We start from the raw sequence: 26,559 nt of genomic DNA, 5'->3' as shown, positions 1-26,559 counted from the left end.
ACGATTTAAGGTGGTTATAGCAACGGGGCTCACCTCTTCCCATTCCGAACAGAGAAGTTAAGCCCGTTAGCGCAGATGGTACTGCTATCTTGTGGGAGAGTATGTCGCCGCCTTTCTTTTAAAGCCTCAACAGCAATGTTGAGGCTTTTTTTTTGCACTAAATCCAGATATGGAAACGGCTCTCAGCTCCCTGCCTACCGGCAGGCACGCTTCCCTTTCAGGGAGGGGAAGTCCGCCAACCTGGCGGATGGGGAGGGTCTTCTTTCCTGAATTGGCCTTCAGGAATTTCGCTGGTGCGGGTTTTCAATCCGTACCGATACTGAACAAAAAAAAAGCCGGCACTGCCCCTACATCAGTGCCGACTTTCAAACAAAAACCTAAAGATTTATTCTACTGTAAATTCATGATAGAATACTGTGTGCGCAGTGTCAGGATTTAGGCGCATAGGATCATCTATTTCAGAAATGAGAGCATAATCTCCCGGAGTAAGTGTTGCGTTGAAATAACTAATATTACCTGCAGGTATCTCCTGCGCTCCTCCCAAAAAGGTAATTCCGCTTGGTGCCGGATTCATAAGTCCTTCCGGTATTGGTCCTTGCCCATCAAAGTTTACATAGAAATAATTTATCCAGTAATTCAGAATCTCTTTATCCCCTGGATTAAAACCATTTTCAAACCTTACAAGATGTACGTCATGCTGTAGGAGATTACCGTAAACACTTTGATCGCTAAAATTGACCTCAAAGGTTTTATTTCCCGGGGAAAGCCTCCTCTCCGACATATTTATACCCGATGTAGAAGATAGTTCTAACGAAATATCTGCCTGAAATTCCGGACTTTTTCTATGCTCTTCTTCAACCACAGTTATCTCTTTTATCATTCGTTTATTATAGGAGTGAAAGGTTCCATCAGGAGACTTTACATAACATTCAAGGAGATACGAGCCAGGCTCTAAATAGACCGATGTTGTAGCAGTCTCGCCTGGAGAAATAAGACCTGTTCCCCCCTGAATGATCACATTGCCATACCATTCTGCTACTGCACCAAATCCTTTAGCTATCATCCCTTCCTCCGGAAATAGTTCATCAAGTTCCTGCTGTGTCGAAAAGGCTCTTAAAAAGTCACCTTCTCTATAATAGTCCATTCCGTGTTGGAAAGGCTCAGAAACTCCTACAGCATAGTCATCCAGGCTTATGTCATCAGGTATTTTGAGCAACATTAAGAAATGGGTTCCACCGCTCTTGTTCATGTACATAAATGTATTCCAGCCAGAAAGAATTTCGTCAGGAGCGTCAAAATTCAGTCCTGTAGAAGTGACTTTTACAAGATTACGTGCTTTTAAACTTGCATTTGCGACTTCTAAATTAGATGTTTCTATCTCTTCCTTTTCACAACTCATGATGAAAGCCGCTAATAACAAACAGAAGAACGTCCTCCCAAATAGTGTTCGACTAATTAATTGTAAATCTTTCATAATCAAATGATTTTAATGGTTAACGGGTTAAAAGTATAGGCAAGTTTTTAGCTTTCCAGCCTGTGATGTACAAATTGGCCCGGTGAGTTTATAACCTGTAAAAATCCTGTTTACGCCCCGAACTGCACCTTTTATACGTCCGAATTAGCAGATAATAAAGTCACCGGGCTCACATTACATTCTTTTTTGTAATTTAAATTGCAATCTATTCCTATGATAAGAGCGGTAATTGTTGATGACGAAGTAAGTGCGGTAAAAAGCCTGCAATGGGAGATAAATGCCTTTTGTCCATGGATAGAAGTTTGCGCCACTTACCTTACGCCGCTGGAAGCTGTTAAAGGTATAGACCTTATTAAGCCCGACTGTGTTTTTCTTGACATAGAAATGCCGCAAATGGATGGTTTTCAGCTTTTACATAGCTTGAAATTTCGGACTTTTGAGTTGATATTTACTACGGCCTATGATAATTATGCTTTACAGGCATTCAGAGAAAATGCAGTAGATTATCTTTTAAAACCCATAGATTCCGATGATCTTCAAATTGCTGCGGAAAGGGTTCTGGACAGGAAAAAGAATAACCGCCTGGGAGAGCAACTGCGTAATATCATGCAGGACATGAGGAAGCAACCGGCCTCTAAAAAGATACCCTTGTCATTCGTAGATAAAACAATTTATGTGCCGAGTGAGGATATTATTTATTGCAAATCTGACGGTAATTATACCGAGGTGTACATGAAAGGCGGAAAGAAAGAAGTGGTTTCAAAAAAGATCAAAGAAGTGGAGGCGCTTATTGATAATCCTTCCTTTTACAGGACACATCACTCATTTCTGGTTAACCTTGGCTGTGTCACCGAATTTGTCAAAAGTGACGGCCAATATTTGATCCTCACCGACGGATCAAGCATTCCGGTCTCCCGCTCCAAAAAAACTCATTTACTAGAACTGCTTGGAAACTGAATATTTGGAAGAACTCTTAGATATTATACGCCAACCTTTTAGAAGCGGCCTTCTGACTTTCTTTGCCGGAGTTCTTTCTATTCTGGCTGTATACCATTTTCTTCTATATTTTCAGCAAAAGATAAAATCCTACCTCTTTTACAGCCTTTATCTTTTCCTGGTCTTGTTTTCCATCCTTAGGTTTAGTAGTGGAAGATATCATGAAATATATATCATGTATTTCCGGGACTTTATGTACCTCCTTACAGAGGTCACTTTTGTAGTCTATATTTTCTTTGCCTATAGCTTCCTGGAAATGAAACGTTATGCGCCTCGTTGGAACAAATATGTTTTTCGTGCTAACCTGATCTTTTTTTGTACTGCTGTTCTCGTACACATTATCTCCTATTTTGTTGGAGAGACAAATTTGAGATATCTGGGCTATAACTTCTTTCTTATATATATGCCTATCCTGGCGGTACTGTCATATTATCCAATTCTCAAAAGATCAATTCCGTTGAGATTTTACCTCATAACAGGTTCTCTGATACTGTTCCTGGGGTGGTTGGGTCCTGTACTCATATATCAGCTTAATCTGGGAAAGGAAAATTTTAGAATAGCTTCAGGATTTTTTCTTCTTTCCGGAATTGTAGAGAATCTTTTATTCTCTTTAGGCTTAGGACACAAGCAGAAGTTGCTGCTGCAGGAGAATAAGCAGGCTAAACTTGAATTGATAAGGCAGAATGAAGAAAATGAGAGATTAAGAGCAAAGATTCAGCAAAAGCTGGAAGAGAATGTGGAGACCCTGAGCAAACAGGTAGAAAGGGATAAAATTGAAAAACTCACCGCTCAATATGAGAGGGAACTGGCAGAGTTAAAAGTTAATTTTCTACGTAGCCAAATGAATCCACATTTCATTTTTAATTCCCTTAACAGCATCAAACTATACATAATTAATAATGAAAAAGAGAATGCCGTGTACTACCTCAATAAGTTCTCAAAGTTCATCCGGAAAGTACTGGATGCGACCAGGGAGAAAGTGAGTACGCTGGCAGAAGAAATTGAAACAATTCAGCTATATGTAAATATTGAAAACATCAGGTTCGAAAACCAGATCGATTTTAATGTCAAAATCGGGGATGGTTTGGACATGCAGGGAATAAAAGTTCCTTCCCTTATTCTTCAGTCCTTCGTTGAAAATGGTATTTGGCATGGCCTTTCACTTGTTGGTCAAAAGCAACTAGCCATTATTGTTGACAAGGAAAATGATAAAGAAATAAAAATAGCAATTGAAGACAATGGGATTGGGATGAAAAGATCTAAAGAAATAAACCAACAAAAATTCCATCAAAGAAGATCTGTAGGTTTACAGATCACCAGGGAAAGACTGCAAATTTTCTACAAAGATTATAAAGGAAAATTTTCTTTATCCTATGCCGAACTTTATCCTGGGAAAGACAATCCCGGCACAAGGGTAGAGCTCCGAATTCCTCTCAAATAGAGTTTACTGCTCGATAAAATCCCTGTACTCTAAAAAGAACATTTCAAGAGCATTCATTTTTTCTGCCAGCCAGGTCTGTACTTCTGGCCATTGTTTCTTGTTGTGGATGTTTACCTTCTCCAAAGTGACATAAACCCGGGAAATGACCTTTCCGTTCTCCAGTTCATATTCTTCAGCGAAGACAGCATCGGGTAAAAATTCCTCTTGCAGGATACTTTTCAGGCTTTGAAGTTTTCCGAAATAGTACTGCCTCATGATCTCATCTGAAGCATCCAGGTCAATCGAAACTTCAGCAATTCTTCGGGTGAAGGTAAACTTTAGAGAAAGATCCTTGATCCTAGTGTTGTATAAGAGCCACTTTCGTGGGTAATTTTTTCCGAAGCTGGTCCAGAATTCCTGGCGAATCTTTTTACTTTCTTCGCGGCTGTACATAATTAAAGGAAATATGCTATAAGAATCCCGGCAATGACCACTGCGAGTTTGGTAGCATTGAAACTATGATTCTTTGAGGCCTCAAAAAGTATAGTAGTCGATACATGAAGAAATATTCCAATAACCATTGCATTGATATATGCATTATGAGCTTCAGAAATTGGAAAATTGGCATTTATATAACTTCCCAGCGGAGTCATTAATCCGAAGATGATCAAAAAAAGAAAAGCCTTCCATTTTCCTATTTTTGAATGGAATAAAAAAGCTGCGAGTATAGCCGCTACAGGGATCTTATGGATTACAACCCCGTGAAGCAAATCACTGCTGCGGGTAAGGGGAAAACCTTCCAGCAAAGCGTGTATGGATAAACTAAAAAGTAAAAGGAACGGAAATTTCACCGAATCCCGGTTGTGATGCATATGCCCGTGTTCCACACCTTTAGAAAGGAATTCCAGGAATATCTGTAAAAGTAGTCCGGCCATAATAAAGATCCCGACATTCTCAAAACCTGAATCATAGACCTCCGGCAACATTTCAAAAACAGTGACCGAAAGCAGGAAAGCTCCACTAAAGGAAAGTAGTAATTGGAAACCTGTGGAAGAAGATGGTTTGAGAAATAGGGATATTATATATCCTATGACTACCGCTAACAAAGGCAGTAAATACAGCATTATCTAAAAACTAGTATTAGTCGGTCAGATGTATCTTCATTGTAAGGCTCCAGGTCATAACTTCCAAAAGTATGTACCAGTTCGATGCCTGCTTTGAAAAAATATAACCGGAATTTCTCCAGGGTAAGAGCCATTACCTTTTCGGTAAAAGCGTGATCTTCTCCTTCATCTTGAAATTCGATATTCTTAAGAATAAATCCATTTTCAACACGACGGGTGATATGAAAATCAATTCCTTTAACGGTCTTAACTTCTGAAGGAACGAGATCTTCTATCACCTTTTTTACGTTCATAAAATCTATTACCCCCCAGCCTCCTTCTTTCATTTCTTCCTTTATAGCAAAAATGCTTTCAAGGTTCTCCTTTTCCTGGTCAAAATATCCGAAGCTGGTAAACAGGTTGAAAATGGCGTCGAATTTCTGATCCAGGGGAGCACACATACAGTGAGTGTGAAAATGTAAATGCTCATTTTCGAATTGTTTTGCGTAGGAAATACTGTTTTGTGAAAGATCTACTCCCGTAACATCATAGCCGAGTTCATTGAGGTAAACCGAATGTCTCCCCTTACCGCAGGCAAGATCAAGAATGCTGGCACCTTTTGGCAATTTTAAAAAACCGACAAGGTTCTGCATGAATTCCCTGGCTTCTTCATCACCTCTGTTCTTGTATAAAATGTGGTAGTAAGGAGTGTCAAACCACGAAGTGAACCACCTGTTCTCTGCTAATTCCATATGCTGCAAAATTAATGTATTTTTGCCTCTCACAGAAACTGAGAAATGGGAAATAACTTTAAAATGGTAGCCAAGACCCTTTTTGGCTTTGAACCATTGCTGGCAAAGGAACTACGAAATTTAGGAGCGATAGATGTTAAGGAGGGAGTGCGCTCTGTTTCCTTTTACGGGGATAAAGGCTTTATGTATAAAGCAAATCTTTCCCTGCGTACCGCAATAAAGGTACTAAAGCCGGTAACCAGCTTTAAAGTTTTTTCTGAAGATGATCTCTACCGCGAGATCAAGAACATTGCCTGGGAAAAATGGATGGATGCTAATCAAACTTTGGCCATAGATGCCACTGTGCATTCAGATAAATTCACCCACTCCAAATATGTGGCTCTTAAATCCAAAGATGCTATAGTTGACAGGTTTAGAGATCGAACAGGGGAGCGTCCGGGAATTGACCTCGACTATCCAACTCTAAGGATCAACATCCATATAGAAAAGGAATTCTGCACGGTTTCGCTTGACAGTTCGGGGCAATCGCTTCACAAGCGTGGCTACAAATCAGCAACGAACATTGCACCTATAAATGAAGTTCTGGCTGCAGGAATGCTACTACATTCGGGTTGGGATGGGCAGTGTGATTTTATGGACCCAATGTGTGGTAGTGGAACTATCCTCATTGAAGCAGCCATGATCGCCTGCAATATTCCTCCCAATCTCAACCGAAAAGAATTCGGATTTGAAAAGTGGAAGGACTGGGATGAAGACCTTTTTGAGAAGATACAGGAGTCTGTCCTGAAAAAAGTCAGGGAGTTCCATTTCACGATCAAAGGCTATGATAAAGCTCCTTCGGCAGTACAAAAAGCTAAGGATAATATTCAGAATGCAAATCTTTCAGAATTCATCAGTGTAGAACACGACGACTTCTTTAAGACTGAAAAACAAACTGAAAGGCATTTGCATATGGTGTTCAATCCGCCATACGGGGAACGTCTTAATATAGATATGCCCGAATTCTACAAGGCTATTGGAGACACCCTGAAGCAAAGTTATCCCGGAACTCATGCCTGGTTCATCACCTCAAATCTTGAGGCTATTAAGCATGTGGGTTTAAGACCTTCCAGAAAGATCAAGTTGTTCAATGGTAGTCTGGAATCCAAACTACTCAAATACGAGATATACGAAGGTTCCAAAAAGGCCAAAAAACAGGAGGCTTAATTATTTCTTATAAAGAGGGATCAAATAGGAAATTGAATAGCCATAACCTACGCCCACGCTACTGCCGTCATAGGTGCGGTTGAAACCGGGGATGTAGAGGTTGTCAAAATTAGAAGGCTCGGTTTCATTTACCATCCGCTTAAGTTGTACATGAACTCCAAGGTAAAGATTATTTAGAACTTCTACCTTGGTGCCGAGTTGCAACTCCAGCCAGCCTGCAGTGAGATTGGAATATTCACGATTTTCGGTCCTTACATCAGGTTCAAAATATGGATCCCGGTCATAAATAGAGAATTCCCGTAGTTCACTTGAAAATGTAGCAAAACCATAGCGCGCACCAATAAAGATAAGGTTTTGCATCCCGGTCCAGTTTTCATAAAAGTTATAATTTCCACCTAATTTGATGTAGCTCCCTTTGGAAAAGGCTGTCACGTTGGGTTCAGAAATTACATTCTGTTCATTCCCGATTTCTCCTGCTAGATAAATATCGTCGTATAACCTGTAATCTGCCGTGAGCTCCAGGCCCTGATAATCTTCTTCAATAAAAGTTCGCAGAGGTTTACTTAGATCAATACCTACGCGCAGACCATATTTTTCACGGACATCAACAGTATCAGTTTCCTGAACCTGCTGAGCGAAGATCGCAGAAGAATGAAACACAAGGTTAATGAGTAAAATAAATATGAGCTGTTGTTTCATTTTCTACGCTTTCTTGTAAAATAGTTTCTGAAAGTATCCAATTGTCTCCATCGCCGGTCACTGCCACATCCAGGCTGTTATAGTTCACTTTGAATCCACACGCGCGGTTGAGATATTGAGGATCGGGGGAATAAGTGAAGGAGACAATATCTTCATTTTCATCATCACCACCGGAATCGTATGTGAAGATATACTCTGTAAAATTCTCGTCTGTCTTTAATGGAATGCTTATGGTGTTCACAGTTGAAGGTGCCAGGAATACTTCTTCCTTACCGCTGGCGCGAACCATGAGGTTAGGAACTGCTTTTAACCGGGTAGGGTCCAAAGGATCATAGAATTCTATCACCAGCAGGGGAGTGGTCTCAGTCCCTTCGGGGCAAATATCATCTTTTTGACACCCTAAAGCGATAAAAATAAATCCTGCTAAAAAAAGCCATTTTTGGAACCTGTTCATGATCTTCTTTCTAAGCAAACCACGTTCTCAACGTGGAAAGTTTGTGGGAACATATCTACAGCCTGTGTGCGTGTAACCTTATAGTGTTCGTCAAGTAAGGCAAGATCTCTCGCCTGGGTAGCCGAATTACAGCTCACATACACAATTCGCTGAGGCAAGATACCAATAATTTGTGCAACCACATCCTTGTGCATGCCGTCGCGTGGAGGGTCGGTGATAAGTACATCGGGATGACCATGCTCATTTACAAAGTCAGCAGTAAATACCTTTTTCATATCGCCAACAAAGAATTCTGTGTTAGTGATATTGTTGTTTCTGGCGTTCTCTTTGGCGTCTTCAATTGCTTCGGGCACTGCTTCTACACCTACTACTTTCGCGGCCTTAGCAGCAACAAACTGGGCAATAGTACCGGTACCTGTATATAGATCATAGACGAGTTCGTTCCCGGTTAATCCGGCGAAGTCTCGGGTGATCTTATAAAGCTCATATGCTTGTGCTGAATTCGTCTGATAGAAAGATTTGGCGTTGATCTTGAACTTCAGACCTTCCATCTCCTCAAAAATGTGGTCTCTACCTTTATAGCAGATGACCTCCTGGTCATAAATCGTATCGTTACCTTTAGAATTGATCACATACTGAAGGCTGGTGATCTCCGGAAATTCTTTAGCTATGAAATCCAGAAGTAATTCCCGCTTCTCTTTATTTTCCTCAAAGAACTGAATCAGCACCATGATCTCTCCTGTAGAGGAAGTCCTTATCATTAGCGTGCGCAGCATGCCTCTTTGATCCCTTGTGTTGAAGAACGGGATATCATTGTCAATAGCAAATTTCCTAACGCTGTTGCGAATGCCGTTACTTGGCGCCTGTTGAAGGTGACACTCCTTAATATCCAAAATTTTGTCCCACATTCCCGGAATATGAAATCCAAGAGCGTTGCGATCTTCAATATCTTTTCCACTCTGGATCTCTTCCTGCGTCAACCAGCGGCTGTCGCTAAAGGAGAACTCCATTTTATTCCTGTAAAAATAGATCTCTTTGCTGCCGAGAATTGGAGTGACTTCTGGTAGTTCGATCTTTCCAAGGCGGGTAAGATTGTTCAGCACCTCTTTTTGCTTATAGAACAACTGGTGTTCATAACCCATGAACTGCCATTTGCATCCCCCGCAGACACTAAAATGTATGCAGGGAGGTTCAACACGTTTATCTGAAAACTCATGGATCTTAGTGGCTGTCCCTTCATAATATGCCCGCTTCTTTTTAGTGGTCTGCACATCTACTACATCTCCCGGGACTGCATTTCCAATGAAGATCACTTTCCCATCGGGGGCCTTGGCAATGCTCTTTCCTTTTGCACCTGCATCAATGACCTCCAGGCCTTTAAATTCTTTGTTTCTGTTCTTTCTCGCCATGCCGCAAAAATAGGATAAATGCCAAGAATTAATAGGCGTAGGCTTTAAAAATTCAGGAAACATTTAGTAATTTGCGACTTCTGAATTCAGGATGATTTCTCTCCTCAAAATACCCTTTTTACAGGTATTTCCGGAAAGCAGGAATTTCTTTTTTAATAACTGTAAATAAAAATTAAAATGAAGGTTTCAGAAAAAATTTCTTCCCGCGAGGCTATTGAATTGGAAGACAAATACGGCGCTCACAATTATCACCCGCTTCCGGTAGTACTGGAAAAAGGAGAAGGAGTGCATGTATGGGATGTGGAAGGGAAAAAATATTACGATTTCCTTTCGGCTTATTCGGCCGTGAATCAGGGGCATTGTCACCCGCGCATCGTTGGTGCAATGACCGAGCAGGCTCAAAAACTTACGCTTACCTCAAGGGCTTTCCATAATGACATTTTAGGAAAGTACGAAAAGTACGCGACAGAATATTTTGGTTTTGACAAGCTGCTGCCCATGAATACAGGGGCAGAGGCTGTGGAGACTGCAATCAAGATCGCCCGTAAATGGGCTTACGAGAAAAAAGGTGTTCATGAGGCCGAGGCGCAGATCGTGGTATGTGAAAATAACTTCCACGGAAGAACCACTACAATTATATCTTTTTCTAATGACGAGGGAGCCCGTAAGAACTTTGGACCTTATACTCCCGGTTTCCTGAAGATCCCATATAATGATCCAGATGCACTTGAAGAAGTGCTTAAAAATAACAGCAATATCGCCGGATTCCTTGTGGAGCCAATCCAGGGTGAAGCCGGAGTGTATGTGCCTTCTGAAGGTTTCCTTAAACGCGCAAAAGAACTGTGTGAACAACACAATGTGCTTTTCATAGCCGATGAAGTGCAGACGGGAATTGCCCGTACAGGAAAACTTCTTGCCGTGGAGCACGAAGAGGTAAAGCCTGATATGCTTATTCTTGGAAAAGCAATTTCCGGCGGAGTATATCCGGTTTCTGCAGTCTTGGCCAATGATGACATCATGAATGTTATTCAGCCGGGACAACACGGATCTACTTTTGGAGGAAATCCTGTAGCCTGTGCCGTTGCAATGGCAGCACTTGATGTGATCAAGGATGAGAAGCTTGCTGAAAATGCCGAAAAACTCGGGAATCTTTTCAGAAGAAAGATGGACGATTACATTCGCAGTTCAAATATCGTGAACCTGGTGAGAGGAAAAGGATTATTGAATGCGATCGTCATCAACGATTCAGAAGATAGTTCCACTGCCTGGGATATTTGTATGAAGCTGAAGGAAAACGGACTTCTTGCAAAACCTACTCATGGTAATATCATCAGGTTTGCACCGCCACTTGTGATGAACGAGGAGCAACTGCTGGACTGTGTGAATATTATCACGAAAACCCTTCAGGAGTTCGAAAAATAACTTCTGAAAAGATCAAGTATAAAAGGGTGCGAAAAATGACATTTTTCGCACCCTTTATTTTTAAAAGTTCCTGGTTTCAGGTTTAAAGCTCAAGGTCTAAACCTTTGCATTTAAAACTGCCAATGGAATAATGAATACTGCCTACTGGTTTTCATAGACTCTCATCCATTCCTGTGACATTTCCTGAAGCCCATCCCAGCCGTAGATTGCGATCAAAACAATATTTATAAGCAGGTAGAGCCCGGAAAGGACGATCCCTATTATAGCAAGAATTCTTCCTGTCTTTACATTATTGTAACCTGCATAGAGTTCAGGTTCTGCCATGTAAGTTTCTTTTGCTGTTTTTGCCAGCACAAGGGCAACGATTCCGAAGATAAGGCCGAGGATTCCGTAGCAACAGCAGGTAACGATTGAAAGGATCCCAAATATTAGGATCAATGTTGAATTGGGTAATGTTTGTCTTTCCATAATATTGGTTGGTTAATTAAATAAAAAGCTCATTTTTAAAACATAGGCAGCAATAATTGTTACAGCACTAATAAGTATTAGCCCCACTTTTACGTACCAATCTCCTTTAAATTTAAAAAATAGGTTCACTATGAGGAAAGAGAGGAGGAGAAGAATGGGGTAGATCGCAGGGAACATTTTAAATGCTGCCGAAAATTCTCCCTGAAACACCAGCACTAGCGCCCTTTGTGCACCACACCCAAGGCAGTCGATCCCAAAAAGTTGCTTATTCAAACAGGGAAGCATGAATTCTTCCATAGATACTAATTGTTGTATACAGAGATTTTTCTCACCGTTTTTTGATTGTCCATACCTGTCACCTTCACAATATACACTCCGTTAGCCCAGGGCCGGGTAGAGATCTCCACAGATCGTTTGTTGTCAAAGTTACTGCGGTACAACATTCTTTTCCCCTGTAAATCAAAAATTCCAATTGCTTTGACCGGAAAATAATCATTGCCAATGATCTGAAGCTCTCCCTGCCGGTTGTTCTGAAAAATGTCAAATTTTGGAACAACAGTCTCATCTTCAAAAAACTCCTGGGGCAACTCTTCCTGCGGAATTTTCTCTGCAAAAGCCACTTTGAATCGGCCGTGATAGGTTCCCGGTTCCAGTTCTAAAGTTAAAGGTTCTTTTGAAATAGAAAAATATTCGTTGGACTGAGTGTCTACTATAAAGATTTCATGGACCGAAGTATTCGTAGAGTTACCTGCCGAAAATATCATTTTTGGAAGCTGTTCTTCCACCTGTATAAAGAGCGGGATTTCTTCAAAGATGTCGAAAGGCCGCACATCAATTACAAAACTTTTGTCATTGAGCAGCCACCCTGCATCTGTTGGAGCAACTTCAAAAGCTTCGGCGTCCATGCCCGAATCGAAGCCTGGTGTGGCATCATTCCAGAAGGCAAGACTTAGACTTCTTTCATATTGATCATTTATTGACACGTTTAATTTTATCACCGATAAATTGGGAGCTTCCTGAGAGTGAAGATGTTTTTTTGCTGAAGTTAGCGGAATAGTGGCGCTTTTTACTTGTCCCTCAGGGATATACCTTCTATGACTATTTCTGAAGATCATTTTGCCATCTTCTGCGCCCTGTACCATAAATCCTTGTCCTACCGGAAGATCTTTTCGATGAAAATATTTTCCCTTACTGCCATCTTCAGCTCCGCTTATCTTTTTAAAGACAGGCGGTTCGTAAACACCGGTGGTACAGGGATCGATTGGGCTAAATGCTCCATACCCGCCCATATAATCCTCCAGGTAATGAGAATTTCCATTTTCCCTGGAATCCCAGAAGTAGGCTATACCTGTGGTAACATTTCTCCGCTCTTTGTCTGAATAACAACCTGATTTTAATACTCCGGTACCCGAATTTTCCAAAAGGAACAGACTTAGATCAAAAGCTGATGGATATGGATTTCCTACCAGCACAAAGTTTTCAGAAGAAATTGGGATCTCTATTATTCCGGAATTGGGTCTTCCGCGGAAATCATAGCGTTGTGCATTGCCGGGATTGTTAGGCCGGCCATCTACAAAAGTCGGGTCCTGCCCGTCTGTACCTTTCATGGTAAAACCATAGGCAGGTGGAATGCTGCTGCTACCGCCGATAAAATTCCAGTTCGAATATAAATTTCCGGTAAAAGTGTAGATCCAGCGGGTGGAAATGGACAGCGGATTTGCAGTTCCGTTAAGACCTGTAGTGAGTTGTGCCGGTTTACTATTTATGGCTGAAAAAGGAGCGTGTAATAGGGAGATGCCAAAAAGGCCATTTTCGGGAGCTGTTACAGGAGAACTCCAGTAGTTGTAGTCGTAGGCGTTGGTGCTGCCTTCAGCAAAAATAGAAATACTTCCGGTTCCTGAGTTGGTCTTTGTCTGCTGTTCTCCCTGGATTAGCTGCGCACCGCTTCGAAGGAATATCGAAGCCTCACTTTCCGGTGTCGGATTTTTCATTAGCCGCATATCATTTTGAACAAACAAGACATTCCCTTTTGCATAGAGATAAGTACTTTTTTGCCCATTGCCGGAAGGAGCGACACTCAGTTGTCCAAAGACAGCTTCAAAAACAAATAAAAATGCAGTAACTATTAAAAATCCTCTCATTTTACCGAAATTTGCTGCGTGAATATTGAAGTTAGTACTCTTCTTTGGTTTTAACCTACTGGTAAACAAAATATTATGAAAAAGCCTTCTGCTCAATTTATCAATTCCATGCTCATTTTAGTGGGTGGTGCGATCCTGCTTTATGAGATCTCGGGAGAGGAAAGAAATGTTTACTCTATGATCCTGGGTCTGGTGCTGTTGATGTACGGGCTTTTTAAAGCCACCAATTTTTGGGTGGAAACCAAGGATGACCACAAAGAGGAGCAGGAAGACGAAAACCGTGACAACAAACTTTGATCATGCTTAAACGCGGAGATAAAGTAGAAGTATTGGATGAAGACCTTAAAGGGAAGGTGCTTTCTGTTTCTGGTTCCAACGTAGAAATAGAAACTACCGAAGGTTTTGTTTTGTCCTTTAACACCAAGGATCTTGTGAAGACTGGTGGTTCTTTACCCGATATCCTACCCCCGGAGGTTGAGAGCATTTCAGAAGTTATAAAGGAAAAGGAATCTTCAAAAAAAAGGAAGTCTCTTCGGGTAAAACCGAAGGAGCGCAATCAACCTCCCATGGAAGTTGATCTTCATCTAGGAAAGCTAGTGTCCAGAACCGGCGGACTTTCCAATTACGAAATTCTCAATATTCAGATGGACACGGCAAAAAGGCAACTGGAGTTTGCCATGAAAAAGAGGATCCAAAAAGTGGTCTTTATTCATGGAGTAGGGGAAGGGGTCTTAAAGGCCGAGCTGGAAACACTTTTTCACAGGTATGAGAACCTGAAATTCTACGACGCCGACTATCAAAAATACGGTCTCGGTGCTACCGAGGTGTATATCTTTCAGAATTATTGATCTTCTTCTTCGTTATCCCCAGCTCCTGTAGGTTCTAAAACAATATTCTGGGTTGGTGAAGTGATCACTCCCAGTTCATAATCCTGTAGACGTATTTGTTCTCCATCACCTCCCTGGTTCACAAGGGTGAGGTTGTTCACTGTAACAAGATATCTAAAGCTTCTTGAGATCCTGTTTTCCCGCACTCCTTCTACTTCAAAAGAGTCGGTAATTTCGGGATTCAGGTAATGAGGAATTCCATCGTCGTTTTGATCATCTGCAGGATTCAGGTTTAGGTTCCAGTCTTCATTTCGGGTAAGTACACCGTCGTTATCGTCGTCTGGGTCGATATAATCAGGAATTCCATCGTTGTCTGAATCGGGGTAATCACCTACAGTATTTTCAGCATCTACTTCTCTTTCTACGCGGGTAAGGATATTGTCATTATCATCATCAATGTCCAGATAATTTGGAATGCCGTCGTTGTCTGTATCTATTTCAGTAGCTATTCCTTCCAAACTTGAAGGAACACCGTCTCCATCGTGATCTGTAGCATTGGCAATAGTGGAAGTAATGACAACCTCACCCCCGGTCGTGCTTCTAAACTCCCTGGTCACCTGTGGCGAAACCGGCGGAATCTTATTACAGAAATAATCCCTGCTTACTTCCCCATCAAAAACCCTGTAAACCACTTGATTTGTGGTAGCATTCAGCGGGATCGTAAGCTGGCCTTCTTCTGCTAAAAAGAACTGGGGAGCAGTTGTAGTAAGATCAAATCTAAATGCAATGGCTTCATTAACGCCGCTGTTGTTGATCTTATACAGTACCTGCGACTGGTTATCACCACACCAGCTAAGCTGTGGATCCTCAAAATTAAAATCGGTTACGATGATATCCCCGTCATTACACGAAAACAACAGCAATGCTGCAAAAGATAGAGTCAACAATTTTCTCATAGGACGGGTTTTGGGCAAAATTAAAAGTAATATATAATTTAACAGAGACTTCTTTAAATAATTTTAAATCTGCTATTTTTGTGGACCATGAAAAAAGTCTATTTAGATAACGCTGCAACCACGCAGATTCGCGAGGAAGTAGTGGACCGCATTGCACAGGTAATGCGGGAAGTATATGGGAATCCTTCTTCCACCCATGCCTTTGGCCGAAGTGCAAAAACCCTAATAGAACAGGCTCGCAAAACTGTTGCAAAGATCCTCAATGTTGCTCCTTCTGAAATTATTTTCACTTCGGGAGGAACAGAAGCCGATAATCTTATTTTAAATTCGGCTGTGAGAGATCTTGGTGTAAAAAAGATCATTACCTCAAAGATCGAACACCACGCCGTTTTGTACACGCTGAATAAGTTGCACGATGTTTTTGGTGTGGAACTACTTTATGTAAAGCTTGATGACTGCGGAAGAGTGGACCTGAAGCATTTGGAAGAATTGCTTGCTGCTTCTGAAGAAAAGACTCTGGTAAGCCTTATGCATGTGAACAACGAGGTTGGGAATCTTCTGGACATCAAAAAAACGGGAGAAATTTGCCGAAAATATAATGCTTTATTTCATTCAGATACCGTACAATCTATAGGTCATTACGAGCTGGACCTTTCTGAAATTCCGGTGGATTTTACGGCTGTTAGTGCACATAAATTCCACGGACCTAAAGGAGTTGGTTTTGCTTATATCCGCAAGAACAGCAACCTGCAGCCACTAATTTTTGGAGGAGAGCAGGAACGCGGATTTCGGGCCGGGACAGAATCTGTACATAACATTGTTGGACTAGAAGAAGCGCTGAAGCTCGCCTATAAAAATCTCGATGAAGAGCGGGAATATATTACCTCTCTAAAAAGGCATTTTACAGACCTCTTAAAAAAGGAAATTCCCGAAGCCAAATTCAATGGAGAATGTGATGACTTTGAGAACAGTACCTACACTCTTGTAAACGTGTGTTTACCTATGTCTCAGGAAAAGGCATTGATGTTGTTGTTTCAGCTGGACCTTCACGGGATCGCCTGTTCAAAAGGCAGCGCCTGTCAAAGCGGAAGCGACCAGGGATCACATGTTTTAAATGCTTTTTTATCTGAAGAAGATTTGAAAAAGCCTTCCTTGAGATTTTCTTTTTCACATTACAATACCAAAGAAGAGGTGGAGTATGTGGTGAAGGTGCTCAAGGAATTTATGGAGAAGTAAAAGCGGGTTTTACCTGCTAAAAAATAATCTTCAGGTATCAAATTCTAAATTTTAAGCACCAGATTCCAATTTATTCTCATTGCTGCCTTTTCACAACAATTAGTTTTGCGATCAGGAATTGCTATAAAATGGAGGTAGAAATATGCCGCTCCTCTGGAGCTCTTTTTTCCTCATGTTATAGTTCTATAAACATTCCGCTCCTCCGGAGCTCAATTTCCTTCTGTCTCAGCCTTACAGGCTGATGAGGAACGGTAAATCAATCCCGGAACGTTGCTCCGGGCTTTATAGTGAAAGGCTTCCAGCCTTTTTTCTACTGAATAAAATCAATTCGTATCGTTATGGAGCCTGAAGGGCTCCAATATTTATAATCGGGCGCAGCGCCCGTGGTAAAGAAAGCAGAAAATATAACCAGCCAGTAAGGCTGGAACCATTTCGAGTAAAATTTGTTATACCAGGTTTCCGCCTTACAGGCTGATTGATATGAGGGATCTTTGATCTCTGAGCGTTGCTCCGGGATAAGAAATGTTAGGTTTTCAGTCAATCTATTTGAGCTTGGGTTACTATTAAGGAGCCTGAAGGGCTGTAATATTTATAGCCACGGGCAGCGCCCGTGGTAAAGAAATGAGTGAATTACCAGCCTGTAGGGCTGGAATAAAATTTTCTATAGTTTGAACCCTATTCTCAAATTATAGATCCTTGGGGTAAGATAATTTGGAACTGAATATTGCGTTTTAGTATAAACATCTCTAACGAATGTATTTGTTATAGAATTCTGGGTGTCGAATATGTTGAAGATCTCGAGGCCTATGGAAACTTCCCTAAAACCTTTTAAAAAATCTTCCCTGGATCTGTCACTTTTGACCAGGTAGAAAAGCCCCAGGTCTGCACGCTTGTAATCGGGGAGACGGGATTGGTAGAGGTAAGGATCGGCATAGGCAGGAGAACCTCCTGGAAGTCCGGTGTTGTAGATCAGGTTGAGATACATCTTGAGATCCGGAATCGTTGGGACATAATCCTGGAACAGGACAGCAAATTTTAACCGCTGGTCTGTAGGCCGGGCGATAAAACCTCTGTCATCAATATTTTCTTCTGTTTTTAAATATCCAAAGCTCAGCCAGCTTTCGGTACCGGGAACGAATTCCCCATTCAGGCGCATATCAAGTCCGTAGGCATAAGCTTCGGCATTGTTTTCAGCAGCGTAACGTATCCTCACATTTTCCAATGTGTAGGGATTCGCATTGTCGATATCTTTATAATAGAGCTCTGAAGTCAGCTTGAATGGCCGGTCAAACATCTCAAAGCTGAAATCGTTTCCAACCACAAGATGTACTGCGCGCTGCGCCTCAACCTCAGCATTCAAATTACCTGAGTAATTCCGGAGCTCCCTGTAAAATGGCGGCTGATGATAAATTCCGCCGGCCAGCCGAAAAAGCATATCGAGTCTCCAGGAAGGTTTATAGGCTAATTGACCTCTTGGACTTACTACAGTTTGTGGATCAAAAGTATTTCCTTTAGAAGATATTGTCCAGGTATGACTGCGTATTCCTGCATTGAACCAAAATTCGTCATTGCCTACCTCTAGGCGGTGACTCCACTGCAGGTATCCCTGCAACCGGTTGATCTGTGTCTCATTAAATCCTCTTATTGAAGTGAAAGGTTCGAGAGGAGCATCATAAGGTTCATAAGGCTGATTATTCTGAAAATCGGGCAGGGGAGGCCGCAGGGAGAATCCGGCGGAATCCACGATCTCATATTCCATTATTCTGTCCCTAATGTCTTCATGGGTATATTTGATTCCGTAGTTAAGATTATGCTCTTCAAGGTTCAGATTCCCGGTGTGTTCTGCGTTAAATATCAAAGCATCCAGCTTGTTCCGGGCGTGGGTGAGCTGGGCTCCCACACCTTCCGAAAATTCAACTTTTCCAAAGTCTTTTCCGCCAATGTCCATGTTGATCTCCCCGAGCCTGTATTGAGCCACAATGTCATAGTATTCCTGCTCCCGGGTATTGTATCCCGAAGCCGTGAAATGAGCTGTATAGACCGCATTTATTTTGTAGGATGCCTTTACAGCCCCAAAAAGGGTCTTGTACACATCTTCTTCTCTCCCGCTGTAGAAAACCAATAATGCCCGTGGATCCTGCAGAGTTCCGAAGTTGGTTTGTCTTGTTAAAGGGCGATAATTGTAATCATTCAGGGAAGCATTGCCCAGGAAGCTGATCTCAAGATCGGGCGAGAGGCGGTAGATCAGATTTAATTGCGCATCGGCAAAAAGAGGCTCAAAGTTGGTCTCAGTTTCCCGGGCGCTAACAAGTAAGCTATTGTCCCTATACCTGATACCTCCAAGAGCACTGAATTTTTCATTTTTTGAGACTCCTTCCGCAGCCACATTCACTCCAAGAAAACTGGCGTCAAGAGAAGCTTTGAAGTTCACCGGCCGGCGATAGGTGATGTCCAGAACAGAGGAAAGTTTATCTCCATATTTTGCCTGAAAGCCACCGGCCGAGAAGTGAATGTTCCGAACGAGATCGGGATTGACAAAGCTTAGACCTTCCTGTTGCCCCGAGCGGACGAGAAAGGGTCGGTAAACTTCAATGCCATTCACGTAGACGAGGTTCTCGTCGTAATTTCCGCCGCGAACAGCATATTGCGTACTTAATTCATTATTTGAGTTTACACCCGGAAGTGTCTTTAGCAGGTTTTCAACTCCGGCATTAGCTCCCGGAAGATTGCGAATAATTTCAGGATCTACTGTTGTGATGCCCCTTAAGACTTCCCTGTTTTCTGTCCGTAATACGACCTCCCCAATTTGCTCGACCCTGGTATTTAAAACGGGATTGAACTCCAGTACCTCCCCGGTTTGTAAAAAGGTTCTAAAAATGACCTTTTTGAAACCAATATGTGAAACCGTTAGCTCAATTTCGCGATTGGCGGGAATTTCGAGAGTATAGAATCCGTTACTATTGCTTTGTACTCCGCCTTTTTCCCAGGAAACAGTAGCATTTCTTACTGGTAATCCTTCGTCATTAAGAATTATTCCCTGGACTAGTGCTGTTTGTGCCCGGCCGGTGAGGCAAAACAGGCAGGAAACTAGTAAAGGGAGCAATATTCTCAACCGAAGATTTATTTTCTAAAGAAGGTACTCTCAAATATAGTAGTATTTCCAACATTATCCACCACTTCTATCCTCAGAAGGTTTTCTGTATCGGTCACAACTCCATCAGAGAAGTCGTGAGTGAGCAGGTTTTGTTTGTACTCATATTCCATGAGGATGAACTTTCCATTGACTGTGGCCCGATAGCTGTTGATGCCCGAAAGATCGTCGGATATCTTGACCTTAAGATCTTTATTGCCGGAGATCCACTGCCCGTCTCTAAAGTTAACAGGAGTGATCCTGGGAGCCTGTGTGTCTCTTGCCAAAGTATAGGTGCCAAAAGTGCGGGTTTTTGTGGTAAATCTTTCCCCATCTTTTGTAGTGGTGGAATAATTTGGCCTGTTCCACTTGTTAAGGCTGGCAATGAACATTTGTTCCCTGTCTTCGGGCTTGTATTTACTTACGTCAAAACCAATGGTAATATTTGTGTGAATAGGAATGATGTCCTCGTGAAGAATTACTTTTTCATCTTCAAAAGTAATATCTAGATAAGCATCCTGGTAAAGGCTGTTCTTTGGAATGTAAACATCAATGCCATTCCCTTCAAATTGTGCTCCTGCACCGGCAGGCACAAAGAAATCTGTTATTTTAGAAGGATTCTCTTTTATTTCACTTCGCTGTTTTCCTTCAATAGGAATATTTACGATACGCTCGTTGCCGGCAAAATCACTAACCTTGATCGTATAATTATAAGACAGGGAATCCTGTACATTCAAATAACCTTCATTGCTTACATTGCTGTAAATGCTTAAAGGGTTGGACGGTTCTACAAACAACTTCTGAATGCGGCTGTTATTTTTCGTGTAGTAAGCATAATCGATAAGCTGATTCAGGTGCCGGGTTTCCGCAAATGAAAATCGTTCAAAATTAGCCTGGAATAGCTTTTCTCCATTGGCTGAAGTTTCTATTCGATAGACTCCATTGTGATTTGGCGCGGCATTTAATTGATCTACCGTGTTGATCCCAAAACCAATTTCGCCGCAAGCTTCGATTTTTTCCGCTCTAAAGGAGCCATCCTGCTGCGGAATAAGCCTTAACTTTTGTCTTTGAGCAGATCCATTGACGTGGGCCTCTTCTCCTGTTGGATATACATAGACCCCCGAAACAAGAGGAGCACGGGTGTCTTCCAGATCAATGCCAAACATCAAAGGGTTCATGGGCCGTTGTTCTCCATCTCTAATCTCAAAGTGAAGGTGCGGACCACCGCTCCCACCGGTATTTCCACTATTGGCAACCAGTTCGCCACGTTCTATAGGTAATTCTGAAGCTGTGGGGTAAACTTCCACCTCATAACTCTCTTTTTGATACTGAAGTTTCTTGATGTACTCTTCGATCCTGGGAGAAAAATTCTTCAGGTGGGCGTAAACTGTGGTGTAGCCGTTTGGATGCTGAATATACAAAGCTTTCCCGTAGCCATAGTGTGCTACATTGATGCGGCTTACAAAACCTTCCGCAGAAGCATAGACCGGTAGTCCTTCCCGTTGTTGGGTCTTTATATCCAGGCCACTGTGAAAGTGGTTGGAACGCAATTCACCAAAAGTACCCGCAAGAGCAAGTGGCACCTGCAGCGGGTCGTCAAAATAATCTGTGGGAACATTTGGAGCTTGAGCACTTGTAAGCATGCTAAATAAGAATAGGAGAGGGGCAAGGAACCTTTTCATGTAGATTTTAAATTTTACTTTTTTATAGCGGGTTAAAGATACCAAACCAACGTTGAAAATTAAACCCTTATTTTTGAGGAGGTTAAAATTATTTTAAAATTCGGATCTAAAATAGAGTCCAAAATATTGGGATATTTCGGTAGGTATATTAACTTTGTGAGGGTAAGCAGCAGGTTAAGCTTTAATGAGCGATTTAACAGAAATAGTTGAAAATCTTGAAGGTAGGGTTGAGAAGTTGCTTCAGAATTACAAGAAACTGGAGCAGAGTCAACAGAACCTTCAGGAGGAATTAACTTCTCTAAGGACCCAAAATCAGGAATTGCAGGAAAGTCTGGAAGCTTCTGAAAATCGGGTTCAAACTCTTAAAGCCGCCAATGCATTGCTTGGCAGTAATGATTATAAAAAAGAAACCAAGCTTAAAATAAATAGCTTGATCAGGGAAATAGATCAATGTATTGTTCACCTCTCTGAATAGAAGAATAAACGAATGTCAAATCAGCTTAAAATAAAGATCTCTATTGCAGACAGGGTTTACCCCATGACCATACTTCCCGAGCAGGAAGAGGGTCTTCGCAAGGCTGCAAAGAAAATAGAGTTCATGATTAAGCAATTTGAACAGAGTTATGCCGTTAGGGATAAGCAGGATGTTTTGGCAATGTGTGCCTTACAGTTTGCAGCCCAGACCGAGCAAAAAGCAATTGACCGTAGCAGCGATGTAGTATTGGCTGAAGATAGATTGAAAGCGCTCAATGATCTGCTTGAAAAGCATTTGGTTTAACTGTTCTTTGAATTAGAAATAAAGGTTACTGCCTGTATTAGTTAATTTATTTTGATAAACTCAACACCAATTCTTTAAAAAGGGTGAGTTTAAGTTGTAAAAGCAAGCCGCCTTTGAGCGGATCCTTGATCAGCTTGTTAGCCCTAAACGTGATTTAAAGAGTTTATGCAAATCAACAACTAATACAGGCTTTTTTTTTACATAAAAACTAACTAATGGATACACTAACTATAGCGCTCATTATTATTTCACTTGTCCTGGGACTCGCAATTGGATTTGGTCTGGCAAAATACTTCGAGAAGCAGAACGCTTCAAAGATCATCCAAAGAGCCAAAAAGTCGGCTGCCGGGATCTTGAAAGAGGCCAAACAGGAAGCGGAAGGGATCAAGAAGGACAAGATCCTGCAGGCCAAAGAGAAATTCATTGAACTTAAGTCGGAACACGAAAAGGTCATCCTTTCCCGTGATAAGAAGATTGCAGATGCCGAAAAAAGAATAAGAGATAAAGAATCACAGGTTTCCAGTGAGCTTGCGAAGAACAAGAATCTGAACAAGGACCTTGAAGACAAGATCGCCGATTACAACCACCGCAATGAGGTGCTTGAGAAGAAGCAGGAGGAGGTTGATAAACTTCACAACAGTAAAGTGCAGCAGCTGGAAGTGATCTCCGGTCTATCGGCCGAAGATGCGAAGGCACAACTTATAGAATCCTTAAAAGATACAGCCAAGGCAGACGCCATGGCTATGGTGCAGGATACCATCGAGGAAGCAAAGCTTACTGCGCAGCAGGAGGCTAAAAAGATCATTGTCAATACCATTCAGCGCATTGGAACAGAAGAGGCAATAGACAACTGTGTTTCTGTCTTCAACCTGGAAAGTGATGACGTGAAAGGACGCATCATTGGTAGGGAAGGAAGGAACATTCGCGCCATTGAAGCTGCAACAGGTGTGGAGATCATTGTAGATGATACTCCGGAAGCTATTATTCTTTCCTGTTTTGATTCCGTACGAAGAGAGGTTGCCCGTCTATCCCTTCATAAACTTGTAACCGATGGTAGGATCCACCCGGCACGTATTGAGGAGGTAGTGAAGAAAACTACCAAACAGATTGAAGAAGAGATCATTGAAGTTGGTAAAAGGACAGTAATTGATCTTGGAATTCACGGATTACACCCAGAATTGATACGAATTGTGGGACGTATGAAGTACCGTTCCTCTTATGGTCAAAACCTGCTACAACACTCGAGAGAGGTTGCAAAACTTTGTGGCATAATGGCTGCCGAGCTCGGTCTGAATGCTAAACTTGCCAAGCGCGCCGGACTATTACACGATATTGGAAAAGTACCTGATTCAGAAACCGAAGTACCTCACGCGATCCTCGGGATGCAGTGGGCTGAAAAATATGGTGAAAAGCCTGAGGTTTGTAATGCTATTGGAGCTCACCACGACGAAATCGAGATGACTTCTCTATTATCTCCAATAGTTCAGGTTTGTGATGCTATAAGCGGAGCAAGACCTGGAGCAAGAAGACAGGTTCTGGATTCTTATATTCAGAGGTTGAAGGACCTTGAAGACATTGCCTTTGGATTTGGTGGAGTGAAGAAGGCTTACGCGATACAGGCAGGAAGAGAATTGAGGGTAATCGTAGAAAGTGAAAAAGTAAGTGATGAAAAAGCTTCAAATCTTTCTTTCGAGATTTCGCAGAAGATACAGACAGATATGACTTACCCGGGTCAGGTAAAAATTACTGTAATCAGGGAAACTAGGGCGGTCAATATTGCCAAATAGAAATAGAGAAACTAAAGATAAACTCCCGCTTCCAAAAGAGGCGGGAGTTTTTTATTTGGACCGGTTTTGTTTTCGTAAATTAAGGCAGCGAATCCTATCGGCTATGCGAAAAAAAGATATCCTGAAATTCCTCTTTTTGATAATTCTGCTTTACCCAATTTTCACGCTTTCTACTGCGGTTGGACATCTTGATGGGTCTGAAGAGCTTCAAAGTGCCATGGATGCGGTACTCCATTACCAAATTAGCATCTGGGTAAGCTGGCTGGTACTGGTTTCAGCTTCTATTTACTTTAAATGGACGAAGCACAGGAACTTCTTTTTCTTTTTCACCTATGCCTTTCTCGTAGTAGCCTTTGGTTTTCTTGGATACCTTAGTCAGGAATTGGTTACAGATTATGAGCTACCAAATAAATTCAGGGATCAATATTCCTTCGGAATTCTGCATGCTCTGCAACACATCATAACATCTGTGGTCTTGACAGCCTTTCTTCAGGCTGCAGTATGGTGGTTCACCCGAAGGTGGCACCGAAGATAATTCGTAGTTAATAGTCAATAGTTGGGAGAAGTATCAAACAAGTGTCAAAAATGTCATTTTTCAGACCTCTGTTGCGTGAGTGATCCTTCCACCACGGGAAATAATATCCTCCCGTATCTTATCAAAACCTTCGGGAATAAGAGGAACGGCCGCATCTTCAATAAGAGTGGCTTTAAATCCTTCTTTTAGTGCATCAAGAAGAGTGTAATAAACACAGATATCAGCTGCAAGCCCACAGAAATAGAGGTCTACAGCTCCTCTTTCTCTCAAATATCCGCTAAGGCCGGTGATCTTCTTATGGCCGTTGTCGTAGAAACCACTATAGCTATCTATTTCGGGGTCCATTCCCTTTCTAAAAATGGCTTCTATAGGGTCAGTATTGAGGTCAGGATGGAAATCAGCTCCTTTTGTTCCCTGGACGCAATGTGGGGGCCAAAGCTTTTGTTCCAGGCCATTAAGTTCTATAACTTCAAATTCTTTTTTACCGGGATGGTTTACTGCAAAGCTCTTATGATCATTTGGGTGCCAGTCCTGGGTAGCAACTACCAGCTCAAACTGCGATAAAATACTATTGATCACGGGAATGATCTTATCTCCCTGCTTCACTTCCAGTGCTCCTCCCGGCATGAAATCTATTTGTGCATCTACAATGACCAGCGTTTTCATGATCTTTTATTTTTGTGTTCAGCAATTAATCGATCTCTTTCATCCCTTAACTTCTGACTTATCCCGACTTTGTAAAGGTGCGGATTAAAAAACCTTTTATACTCCGGTGGAAGCTTTGACAGGCGCTCTTTGCTGAAGCTTTTTATTTCTGAAATACTTCTATTCTTACTTGTCCTTTTTTGGTCCTCCATTACCAGATCCAGTAGTTTCTCCTTTTTAGCATCATTGATATAACGAAATTTTAAGGGATCATAAGGGTGATACATCATTTCGGGATTTTCCTCTCCTCCCAGGCAAACAACATCTGCTCCTAAGAAATGTCCGTCTTCGTCCAGGAGTCGGTAGACCTGCTTTTTATGTGGTAAGGTGACTTTGGAAATAGTTTCCGACAATTTGATGCGGGGCTGATCTTGGAAATAAGACAACTTATAAACGCCGTCAAGGGCTGCATCCGGTTTTCCTGTAACCAGGCTGGTACCTACTCCAAAAATGTCTATAGGCGCTTCCTGGTCCAGCAAACTTTTAATCAAATGTTCATCGAGTTGATTGGACACAGAAATTTTCACATAATCCAGTCCCGCATTGTTCAGCATTTCGCGTGACCGTCTGGCGAGATAGGCAAGGTCGCCGCTGTCGAGTCTAATACCCTTCAATTTCTGGCCGCGGCTTTCCATCTCCTTTCCAACCTGAATTGCATTTGGCAGTCCGCTCTTCAAGGTGTCGTAGGTATCGACCAGTAAGATGGTATTTTCGGGATGGGCTACAGCGAAATCTCTAAAGGCATCCAGTTCATGTTCATAGCTTTGAATAAAAGAATGTGCCATGGTGCCTGAGACCGCAAAACCAAAATCCCTTCCGGCGCGGGTATTACTTGTAGCTTCAAACCCTCCAATGGCTGCAGCCCGGCTGGCATGGTAGCCACCAAAGCCCTGGGCCCGGCGCAGACCGAAATCTATTAACGTCCGGCCTTTTGCCTGGATAGACATTCTTGCTGCTTTTGTTGCTATTAAGGTTTGAAAGTTGAGAACATTCAGCAGTAAGGTCTCGATGATCTGGGCTTCAATAATACTTGCCTCCACCCGAACCACCGGTTCTCCGGGAAATACAAGATCACCTTCTTTCATGCTGTAGATCTTTCCGCGGAAGCGAAAATTCTGCAGGAATTCGAGATATTCAGAAGAAAAATTCTGGGTTTTGAGAAATTCCAGATCCTTATCTGTAAATCTAAAGTCCTTAAGTAGATCCAGCAGTGTTTCCAGTCCGGCAAATACGGCAAATCCTCCTTCAAAAGGCAATTTTCTGAAAAAATAATCAAAGATGGCAACGTCCTTGGCTTCTCCTTTGCTGAAGTAAACCTGCCCCATGGTGAGCTGATACTGATCTGTGTAAGTACCGCTTATGTCTAACATACTGTCTTT

The 26,559-nt window shown here is 42.0% G+C and carries 26 protein-coding genes, 1 rRNA gene and 1 other RNA gene; 13 read left to right on the top strand and 15 right to left on the bottom strand.

Annotated elements, in window-relative coordinates:
• Nucleotides 1-6: 6 nt before the first annotated feature.
• Nucleotides 7-116 (top strand): 5S ribosomal RNA (gene rrf, locus ACXYMT_RS11015).
• Nucleotides 117-385: 269 nt separating this feature from the next.
• On the opposite strand, the gene ACXYMT_RS11010 is transcribed toward rrf, so the two are convergent.
• On the bottom strand, nucleotides 386-1,474 hold the full coding sequence (locus ACXYMT_RS11010) for a hypothetical protein (protein ID WP_459059127.1): 1,089 nt from the start codon (nucleotides 1,472-1,474) through the stop codon (nucleotides 386-388).
• Between the two features lie 213 nt (nucleotides 1,475-1,687).
• Here ACXYMT_RS11010 and ACXYMT_RS11005 point away from each other — a divergent pair, with 213 nt between their 5' ends.
• On the top strand, nucleotides 1,688-2,431 hold the full coding sequence (locus ACXYMT_RS11005; protein WP_459059126.1) for a LytR/AlgR family response regulator transcription factor: 744 nt from the start codon (nucleotides 1,688-1,690) through the stop codon (nucleotides 2,429-2,431).
• Between the two features lie 4 nt (nucleotides 2,432-2,435).
• The gene (locus ACXYMT_RS11000) at nucleotides 2,436-3,911 is read left to right on the top strand and encodes a sensor histidine kinase (RefSeq protein WP_459059125.1); all 1,476 of its coding nucleotides are present in this window, start codon (nucleotides 2,436-2,438) and stop codon (nucleotides 3,909-3,911) included.
• 3 nt (nucleotides 3,912-3,914) lie between these two features.
• On the opposite strand, the gene ACXYMT_RS10995 is transcribed toward ACXYMT_RS11000, so the two are convergent.
• The 3 genes from ACXYMT_RS10995 to ACXYMT_RS10985 are packed head-to-tail and all read right to left on the bottom strand — an operon-like array spanning nucleotide 3,915 to nucleotide 5,745.
• The gene (locus tag ACXYMT_RS10995) at nucleotides 3,915-4,343 is read right to left on the bottom strand and encodes a DUF4268 domain-containing protein (protein WP_459059124.1); all 429 of its coding nucleotides are present in this window, start codon (nucleotides 4,341-4,343) and stop codon (nucleotides 3,915-3,917) included.
• Between the two features lie 2 nt (nucleotides 4,344-4,345).
• Nucleotides 4,346-5,014, bottom strand: a complete 669-nt coding sequence (locus ACXYMT_RS10990; protein WP_459059123.1) for a ZIP family metal transporter — start codon at nucleotides 5,012-5,014, stop codon at nucleotides 4,346-4,348.
• A complete protein-coding gene (locus tag ACXYMT_RS10985; RefSeq protein ID WP_459059122.1) occupies nucleotides 5,014-5,745 on the bottom strand; it encodes a class I SAM-dependent DNA methyltransferase in 732 nt (243 codons plus the stop codon). Before ACXYMT_RS10985 ends, ACXYMT_RS10990 begins: the two co-directional genes overlap by 1 nt.
• A 45-nt stretch (nucleotides 5,746-5,790) precedes the next feature.
• On the opposite strand from ACXYMT_RS10985, the gene ACXYMT_RS10980 reads away from it, so the two are divergent.
• Nucleotides 5,791-6,951, top strand: a complete 1,161-nt coding sequence (locus ACXYMT_RS10980; RefSeq protein ID WP_459059121.1) for a THUMP domain-containing class I SAM-dependent RNA methyltransferase — start codon at nucleotides 5,791-5,793, stop codon at nucleotides 6,949-6,951.
• On the opposite strand, the gene ACXYMT_RS10975 is transcribed toward ACXYMT_RS10980, so the two are convergent.
• The 3 genes from ACXYMT_RS10975 to rlmD are packed head-to-tail and all read right to left on the bottom strand — an operon-like array spanning nucleotide 6,952 to nucleotide 9,513.
• The gene (locus tag ACXYMT_RS10975) at nucleotides 6,952-7,650 is read right to left on the bottom strand and encodes a DUF6048 family protein (RefSeq protein ID WP_459059120.1); all 699 of its coding nucleotides are present in this window, start codon (nucleotides 7,648-7,650) and stop codon (nucleotides 6,952-6,954) included.
• A complete protein-coding gene (locus ACXYMT_RS10970; RefSeq protein ID WP_459059119.1) occupies nucleotides 7,616-8,104 on the bottom strand; it encodes a DUF6452 family protein in 489 nt (162 codons plus the stop codon). Before ACXYMT_RS10970 ends, ACXYMT_RS10975 begins: the two co-directional genes overlap by 35 nt.
• Entirely contained in the window at nucleotides 8,101-9,513 is a 1,413-nt protein-coding gene (gene rlmD / locus ACXYMT_RS10965) for a 23S rRNA (uracil(1939)-C(5))-methyltransferase RlmD (RefSeq protein ID WP_459059118.1), read from the bottom strand. The genes ACXYMT_RS10970 and rlmD overlap by 4 nt, the downstream gene beginning before the upstream one ends.
• Before the next feature lie 177 nt (nucleotides 9,514-9,690).
• Here rlmD and rocD point away from each other — a divergent pair, with 177 nt between their 5' ends.
• Nucleotides 9,691-10,935, top strand: a complete 1,245-nt coding sequence (rocD, locus tag ACXYMT_RS10960; RefSeq protein ID WP_459059117.1) for an ornithine--oxo-acid transaminase — start codon at nucleotides 9,691-9,693, stop codon at nucleotides 10,933-10,935.
• Between the two features lie 141 nt (nucleotides 10,936-11,076).
• Here rocD and ACXYMT_RS10955 read toward each other — a convergent pair whose 3' ends face one another.
• The 3 genes from ACXYMT_RS10955 to ACXYMT_RS10945 are packed head-to-tail and all read right to left on the bottom strand — an operon-like array spanning nucleotide 11,077 to nucleotide 13,544.
• On the bottom strand, nucleotides 11,077-11,403 hold the full coding sequence (locus ACXYMT_RS10955; protein WP_459059116.1) for a CCC motif membrane protein: 327 nt from the start codon (nucleotides 11,401-11,403) through the stop codon (nucleotides 11,077-11,079).
• Between the two features lie 12 nt (nucleotides 11,404-11,415).
• Nucleotides 11,416-11,700 carry a DUF2752 domain-containing protein gene (locus ACXYMT_RS10950; RefSeq protein ID WP_459059115.1) on the bottom strand — a complete coding sequence of 95 codons (285 nt, stop codon included), beginning with the start codon at nucleotides 11,698-11,700 and terminating at the stop codon, nucleotides 11,416-11,418.
• Nucleotides 11,701-11,705: 5 nt separating this feature from the next.
• A complete protein-coding gene (locus ACXYMT_RS10945; RefSeq protein ID WP_459059114.1) occupies nucleotides 11,706-13,544 on the bottom strand; it encodes a T9SS type A sorting domain-containing protein in 1,839 nt (612 codons plus the stop codon).
• Nucleotides 13,545-13,619: 75 nt separating this feature from the next.
• Between ACXYMT_RS10945 and ACXYMT_RS10940 the strand changes: the two genes are divergently transcribed.
• Both ACXYMT_RS10940 and ACXYMT_RS10935 read left to right on the top strand, forming a co-directional pair.
• Nucleotides 13,620-13,841 carry a hypothetical protein gene (locus tag ACXYMT_RS10940; RefSeq protein ID WP_459059113.1) on the top strand — a complete coding sequence of 74 codons (222 nt, stop codon included), beginning with the start codon at nucleotides 13,620-13,622 and terminating at the stop codon, nucleotides 13,839-13,841.
• A 2-nt stretch (nucleotides 13,842-13,843) separates the two neighbouring features.
• Nucleotides 13,844-14,392 carry a Smr/MutS family protein gene (locus tag ACXYMT_RS10935; RefSeq protein WP_459059112.1) on the top strand — a complete coding sequence of 183 codons (549 nt, stop codon included), beginning with the start codon at nucleotides 13,844-13,846 and terminating at the stop codon, nucleotides 14,390-14,392.
• Here ACXYMT_RS10935 and ACXYMT_RS10930 read toward each other — a convergent pair.
• Nucleotides 14,386-15,327 carry a hypothetical protein gene (locus ACXYMT_RS10930; RefSeq protein WP_459059111.1) on the bottom strand — a complete coding sequence of 314 codons (942 nt, stop codon included), beginning with the start codon at nucleotides 15,325-15,327 and terminating at the stop codon, nucleotides 14,386-14,388. The two genes, ACXYMT_RS10935 and ACXYMT_RS10930, sit on opposite strands and share 7 nt — an antisense overlap.
• A gap of 87 nt (nucleotides 15,328-15,414) precedes the next feature.
• Between ACXYMT_RS10930 and ACXYMT_RS10925 the strand changes: the two genes are divergently transcribed.
• Entirely contained in the window at nucleotides 15,415-16,563 is a 1,149-nt protein-coding gene (locus ACXYMT_RS10925) for a cysteine desulfurase family protein (protein ID WP_459059110.1), read from the top strand.
• A gap of 661 nt (nucleotides 16,564-17,224) precedes the next feature.
• On the opposite strand, the gene ACXYMT_RS10920 is transcribed toward ACXYMT_RS10925, so the two are convergent.
• Nucleotides 17,225-19,675, bottom strand: coding sequence for a TonB-dependent receptor (locus ACXYMT_RS10920; RefSeq protein ID WP_459059109.1), 2,451 nt, complete (start codon nucleotides 19,673-19,675; stop codon nucleotides 17,225-17,227).
• Between the two features lie 8 nt (nucleotides 19,676-19,683).
• Nucleotides 19,684-21,375 (bottom strand): M23 family metallopeptidase, encoded by a 1,692-nt coding sequence (locus ACXYMT_RS10915; RefSeq protein WP_459059108.1) that lies wholly within the window; start codon nucleotides 21,373-21,375, stop codon nucleotides 19,684-19,686.
• Between the two features lie 184 nt (nucleotides 21,376-21,559).
• Here ACXYMT_RS10915 and ACXYMT_RS10910 point away from each other — a divergent pair, with 184 nt between their 5' ends.
• The 5 genes from ACXYMT_RS10910 (at nucleotide 21,560) to ACXYMT_RS10890 (ending at nucleotide 24,475) form a co-directional block, all read left to right on the top strand.
• The gene (locus ACXYMT_RS10910; protein WP_459059107.1) at nucleotides 21,560-21,850 is read left to right on the top strand and encodes a hypothetical protein; all 291 of its coding nucleotides are present in this window, start codon (nucleotides 21,560-21,562) and stop codon (nucleotides 21,848-21,850) included.
• 12 nt (nucleotides 21,851-21,862) lie between these two features.
• Nucleotides 21,863-22,153 (top strand): cell division protein ZapA, encoded by a 291-nt coding sequence (locus ACXYMT_RS10905; RefSeq protein WP_324718898.1) that lies wholly within the window; start codon nucleotides 21,863-21,865, stop codon nucleotides 22,151-22,153.
• A gap of 58 nt (nucleotides 22,154-22,211) precedes the next feature.
• Nucleotides 22,212-22,318, top strand: a non-coding RNA gene (ssrS, locus tag ACXYMT_RS10900) — 6S RNA.
• Between the two features lie 50 nt (nucleotides 22,319-22,368).
• The gene (rny, locus tag ACXYMT_RS10895) at nucleotides 22,369-23,940 is read left to right on the top strand and encodes a ribonuclease Y (RefSeq protein WP_459059106.1); all 1,572 of its coding nucleotides are present in this window, start codon (nucleotides 22,369-22,371) and stop codon (nucleotides 23,938-23,940) included.
• Between the two features lie 103 nt (nucleotides 23,941-24,043).
• Nucleotides 24,044-24,475: a hypothetical protein gene (locus ACXYMT_RS10890; RefSeq protein WP_459059105.1), complete on the top strand. Its 432-nt coding sequence runs from the start codon at nucleotides 24,044-24,046 to the stop codon at nucleotides 24,473-24,475.
• A 60-nt stretch (nucleotides 24,476-24,535) separates the two neighbouring features.
• Here the strand turns inward: ACXYMT_RS10890 and pncA are convergent, their stop codons facing one another.
• Entirely contained in the window at nucleotides 24,536-25,141 is a 606-nt protein-coding gene (pncA, locus tag ACXYMT_RS10885) for a bifunctional nicotinamidase/pyrazinamidase (protein ID WP_459059104.1), read from the bottom strand.
• Nucleotides 25,138-26,550 carry a nicotinate phosphoribosyltransferase gene (locus ACXYMT_RS10880; RefSeq protein ID WP_459059103.1) on the bottom strand — a complete coding sequence of 471 codons (1,413 nt, stop codon included), beginning with the start codon at nucleotides 26,548-26,550 and terminating at the stop codon, nucleotides 25,138-25,140. The genes pncA and ACXYMT_RS10880 overlap by 4 nt, the downstream gene beginning before the upstream one ends.
• Nucleotides 26,551-26,559 lie beyond the last annotated feature (9 nt).

It is taken from the genome of Salinimicrobium sp. CAU 1759, assembly GCF_054482715.1.
The sequence above is the reverse complement of the archived record's forward strand: the minus strand, read 5'-3'. Positions and strand labels throughout refer to the sequence as shown.

Bases quoted from the DNA above. Each gene is read 5' to 3' on its own strand.
- ACXYMT_RS10985 (WP_459059122.1), bottom strand. From the start codon at position 5,745: ATGGAATTAGCAGAGAACAGGTGGTTCACTTCGTGGTTTGACACTCCT.
- ACXYMT_RS10935 (WP_459059112.1), top strand. From the start codon at position 13,844: ATGCTTAAACGCGGAGATAAAGTAGAAGTATTGGATGAAGACCTTAAA.
- pncA (WP_459059104.1), bottom strand. From the start codon at position 25,141: ATGAAAACGCTGGTCATTGTAGATGCACAAATAGATTTCATGCCGGGA.
- ACXYMT_RS10940 (WP_459059113.1), top strand. From the start codon at position 13,620: ATGAAAAAGCCTTCTGCTCAATTTATCAATTCCATGCTCATTTTAGTG.
- ACXYMT_RS10910 (WP_459059107.1), top strand. From the start codon at position 21,560: ATGAGCGATTTAACAGAAATAGTTGAAAATCTTGAAGGTAGGGTTGAG.
- ACXYMT_RS10890 (WP_459059105.1), top strand. From the start codon at position 24,044: ATGCGAAAAAAAGATATCCTGAAATTCCTCTTTTTGATAATTCTGCTT.
- rlmD (WP_459059118.1), bottom strand. From the start codon at position 9,513: ATGGCGAGAAAGAACAGAAACAAAGAATTTAAAGGCCTGGAGGTCATT.
- ACXYMT_RS11005 (WP_459059126.1), top strand. From the start codon at position 1,688: ATGATAAGAGCGGTAATTGTTGATGACGAAGTAAGTGCGGTAAAAAGC.
- ACXYMT_RS10955 (WP_459059116.1), bottom strand. From the start codon at position 11,403: ATGGAAAGACAAACATTACCCAATTCAACATTGATCCTAATATTTGGG.
- rny (WP_459059106.1), top strand. From the start codon at position 22,369: ATGGATACACTAACTATAGCGCTCATTATTATTTCACTTGTCCTGGGA.
- ACXYMT_RS10915 (WP_459059108.1), bottom strand. From the start codon at position 21,375: ATGAAAAGGTTCCTTGCCCCTCTCCTATTCTTATTTAGCATGCTTACA.
- ACXYMT_RS10930 (WP_459059111.1), bottom strand. From the start codon at position 15,327: ATGAGAAAATTGTTGACTCTATCTTTTGCAGCATTGCTGTTGTTTTCG.
- rocD (WP_459059117.1), top strand. From the start codon at position 9,691: ATGAAGGTTTCAGAAAAAATTTCTTCCCGCGAGGCTATTGAATTGGAA.
- ACXYMT_RS10945 (WP_459059114.1), bottom strand. From the start codon at position 13,544: ATGAGAGGATTTTTAATAGTTACTGCATTTTTATTTGTTTTTGAAGCT.
- ACXYMT_RS10905 (WP_324718898.1), top strand. From the start codon at position 21,863: ATGTCAAATCAGCTTAAAATAAAGATCTCTATTGCAGACAGGGTTTAC.
- ACXYMT_RS11010 (WP_459059127.1), bottom strand. From the start codon at position 1,474: ATGAAAGATTTACAATTAATTAGTCGAACACTATTTGGGAGGACGTTC.
- ACXYMT_RS10995 (WP_459059124.1), bottom strand. From the start codon at position 4,343: ATGTACAGCCGCGAAGAAAGTAAAAAGATTCGCCAGGAATTCTGGACC.
- ACXYMT_RS10925 (WP_459059110.1), top strand. From the start codon at position 15,415: ATGAAAAAAGTCTATTTAGATAACGCTGCAACCACGCAGATTCGCGAG.
- ACXYMT_RS10980 (WP_459059121.1), top strand. From the start codon at position 5,791: ATGGGAAATAACTTTAAAATGGTAGCCAAGACCCTTTTTGGCTTTGAA.
- ACXYMT_RS10950 (WP_459059115.1), bottom strand. From the start codon at position 11,700: ATGGAAGAATTCATGCTTCCCTGTTTGAATAAGCAACTTTTTGGGATC.
- ACXYMT_RS10990 (WP_459059123.1), bottom strand. From the start codon at position 5,014: ATGCTGTATTTACTGCCTTTGTTAGCGGTAGTCATAGGATATATAATA.
- ACXYMT_RS10880 (WP_459059103.1), bottom strand. From the start codon at position 26,550: ATGTTAGACATAAGCGGTACTTACACAGATCAGTATCAGCTCACCATG.
- ACXYMT_RS10975 (WP_459059120.1), bottom strand. From the start codon at position 7,650: ATGAAACAACAGCTCATATTTATTTTACTCATTAACCTTGTGTTTCAT.
- ACXYMT_RS10970 (WP_459059119.1), bottom strand. From the start codon at position 8,104: ATGAACAGGTTCCAAAAATGGCTTTTTTTAGCAGGATTTATTTTTATC.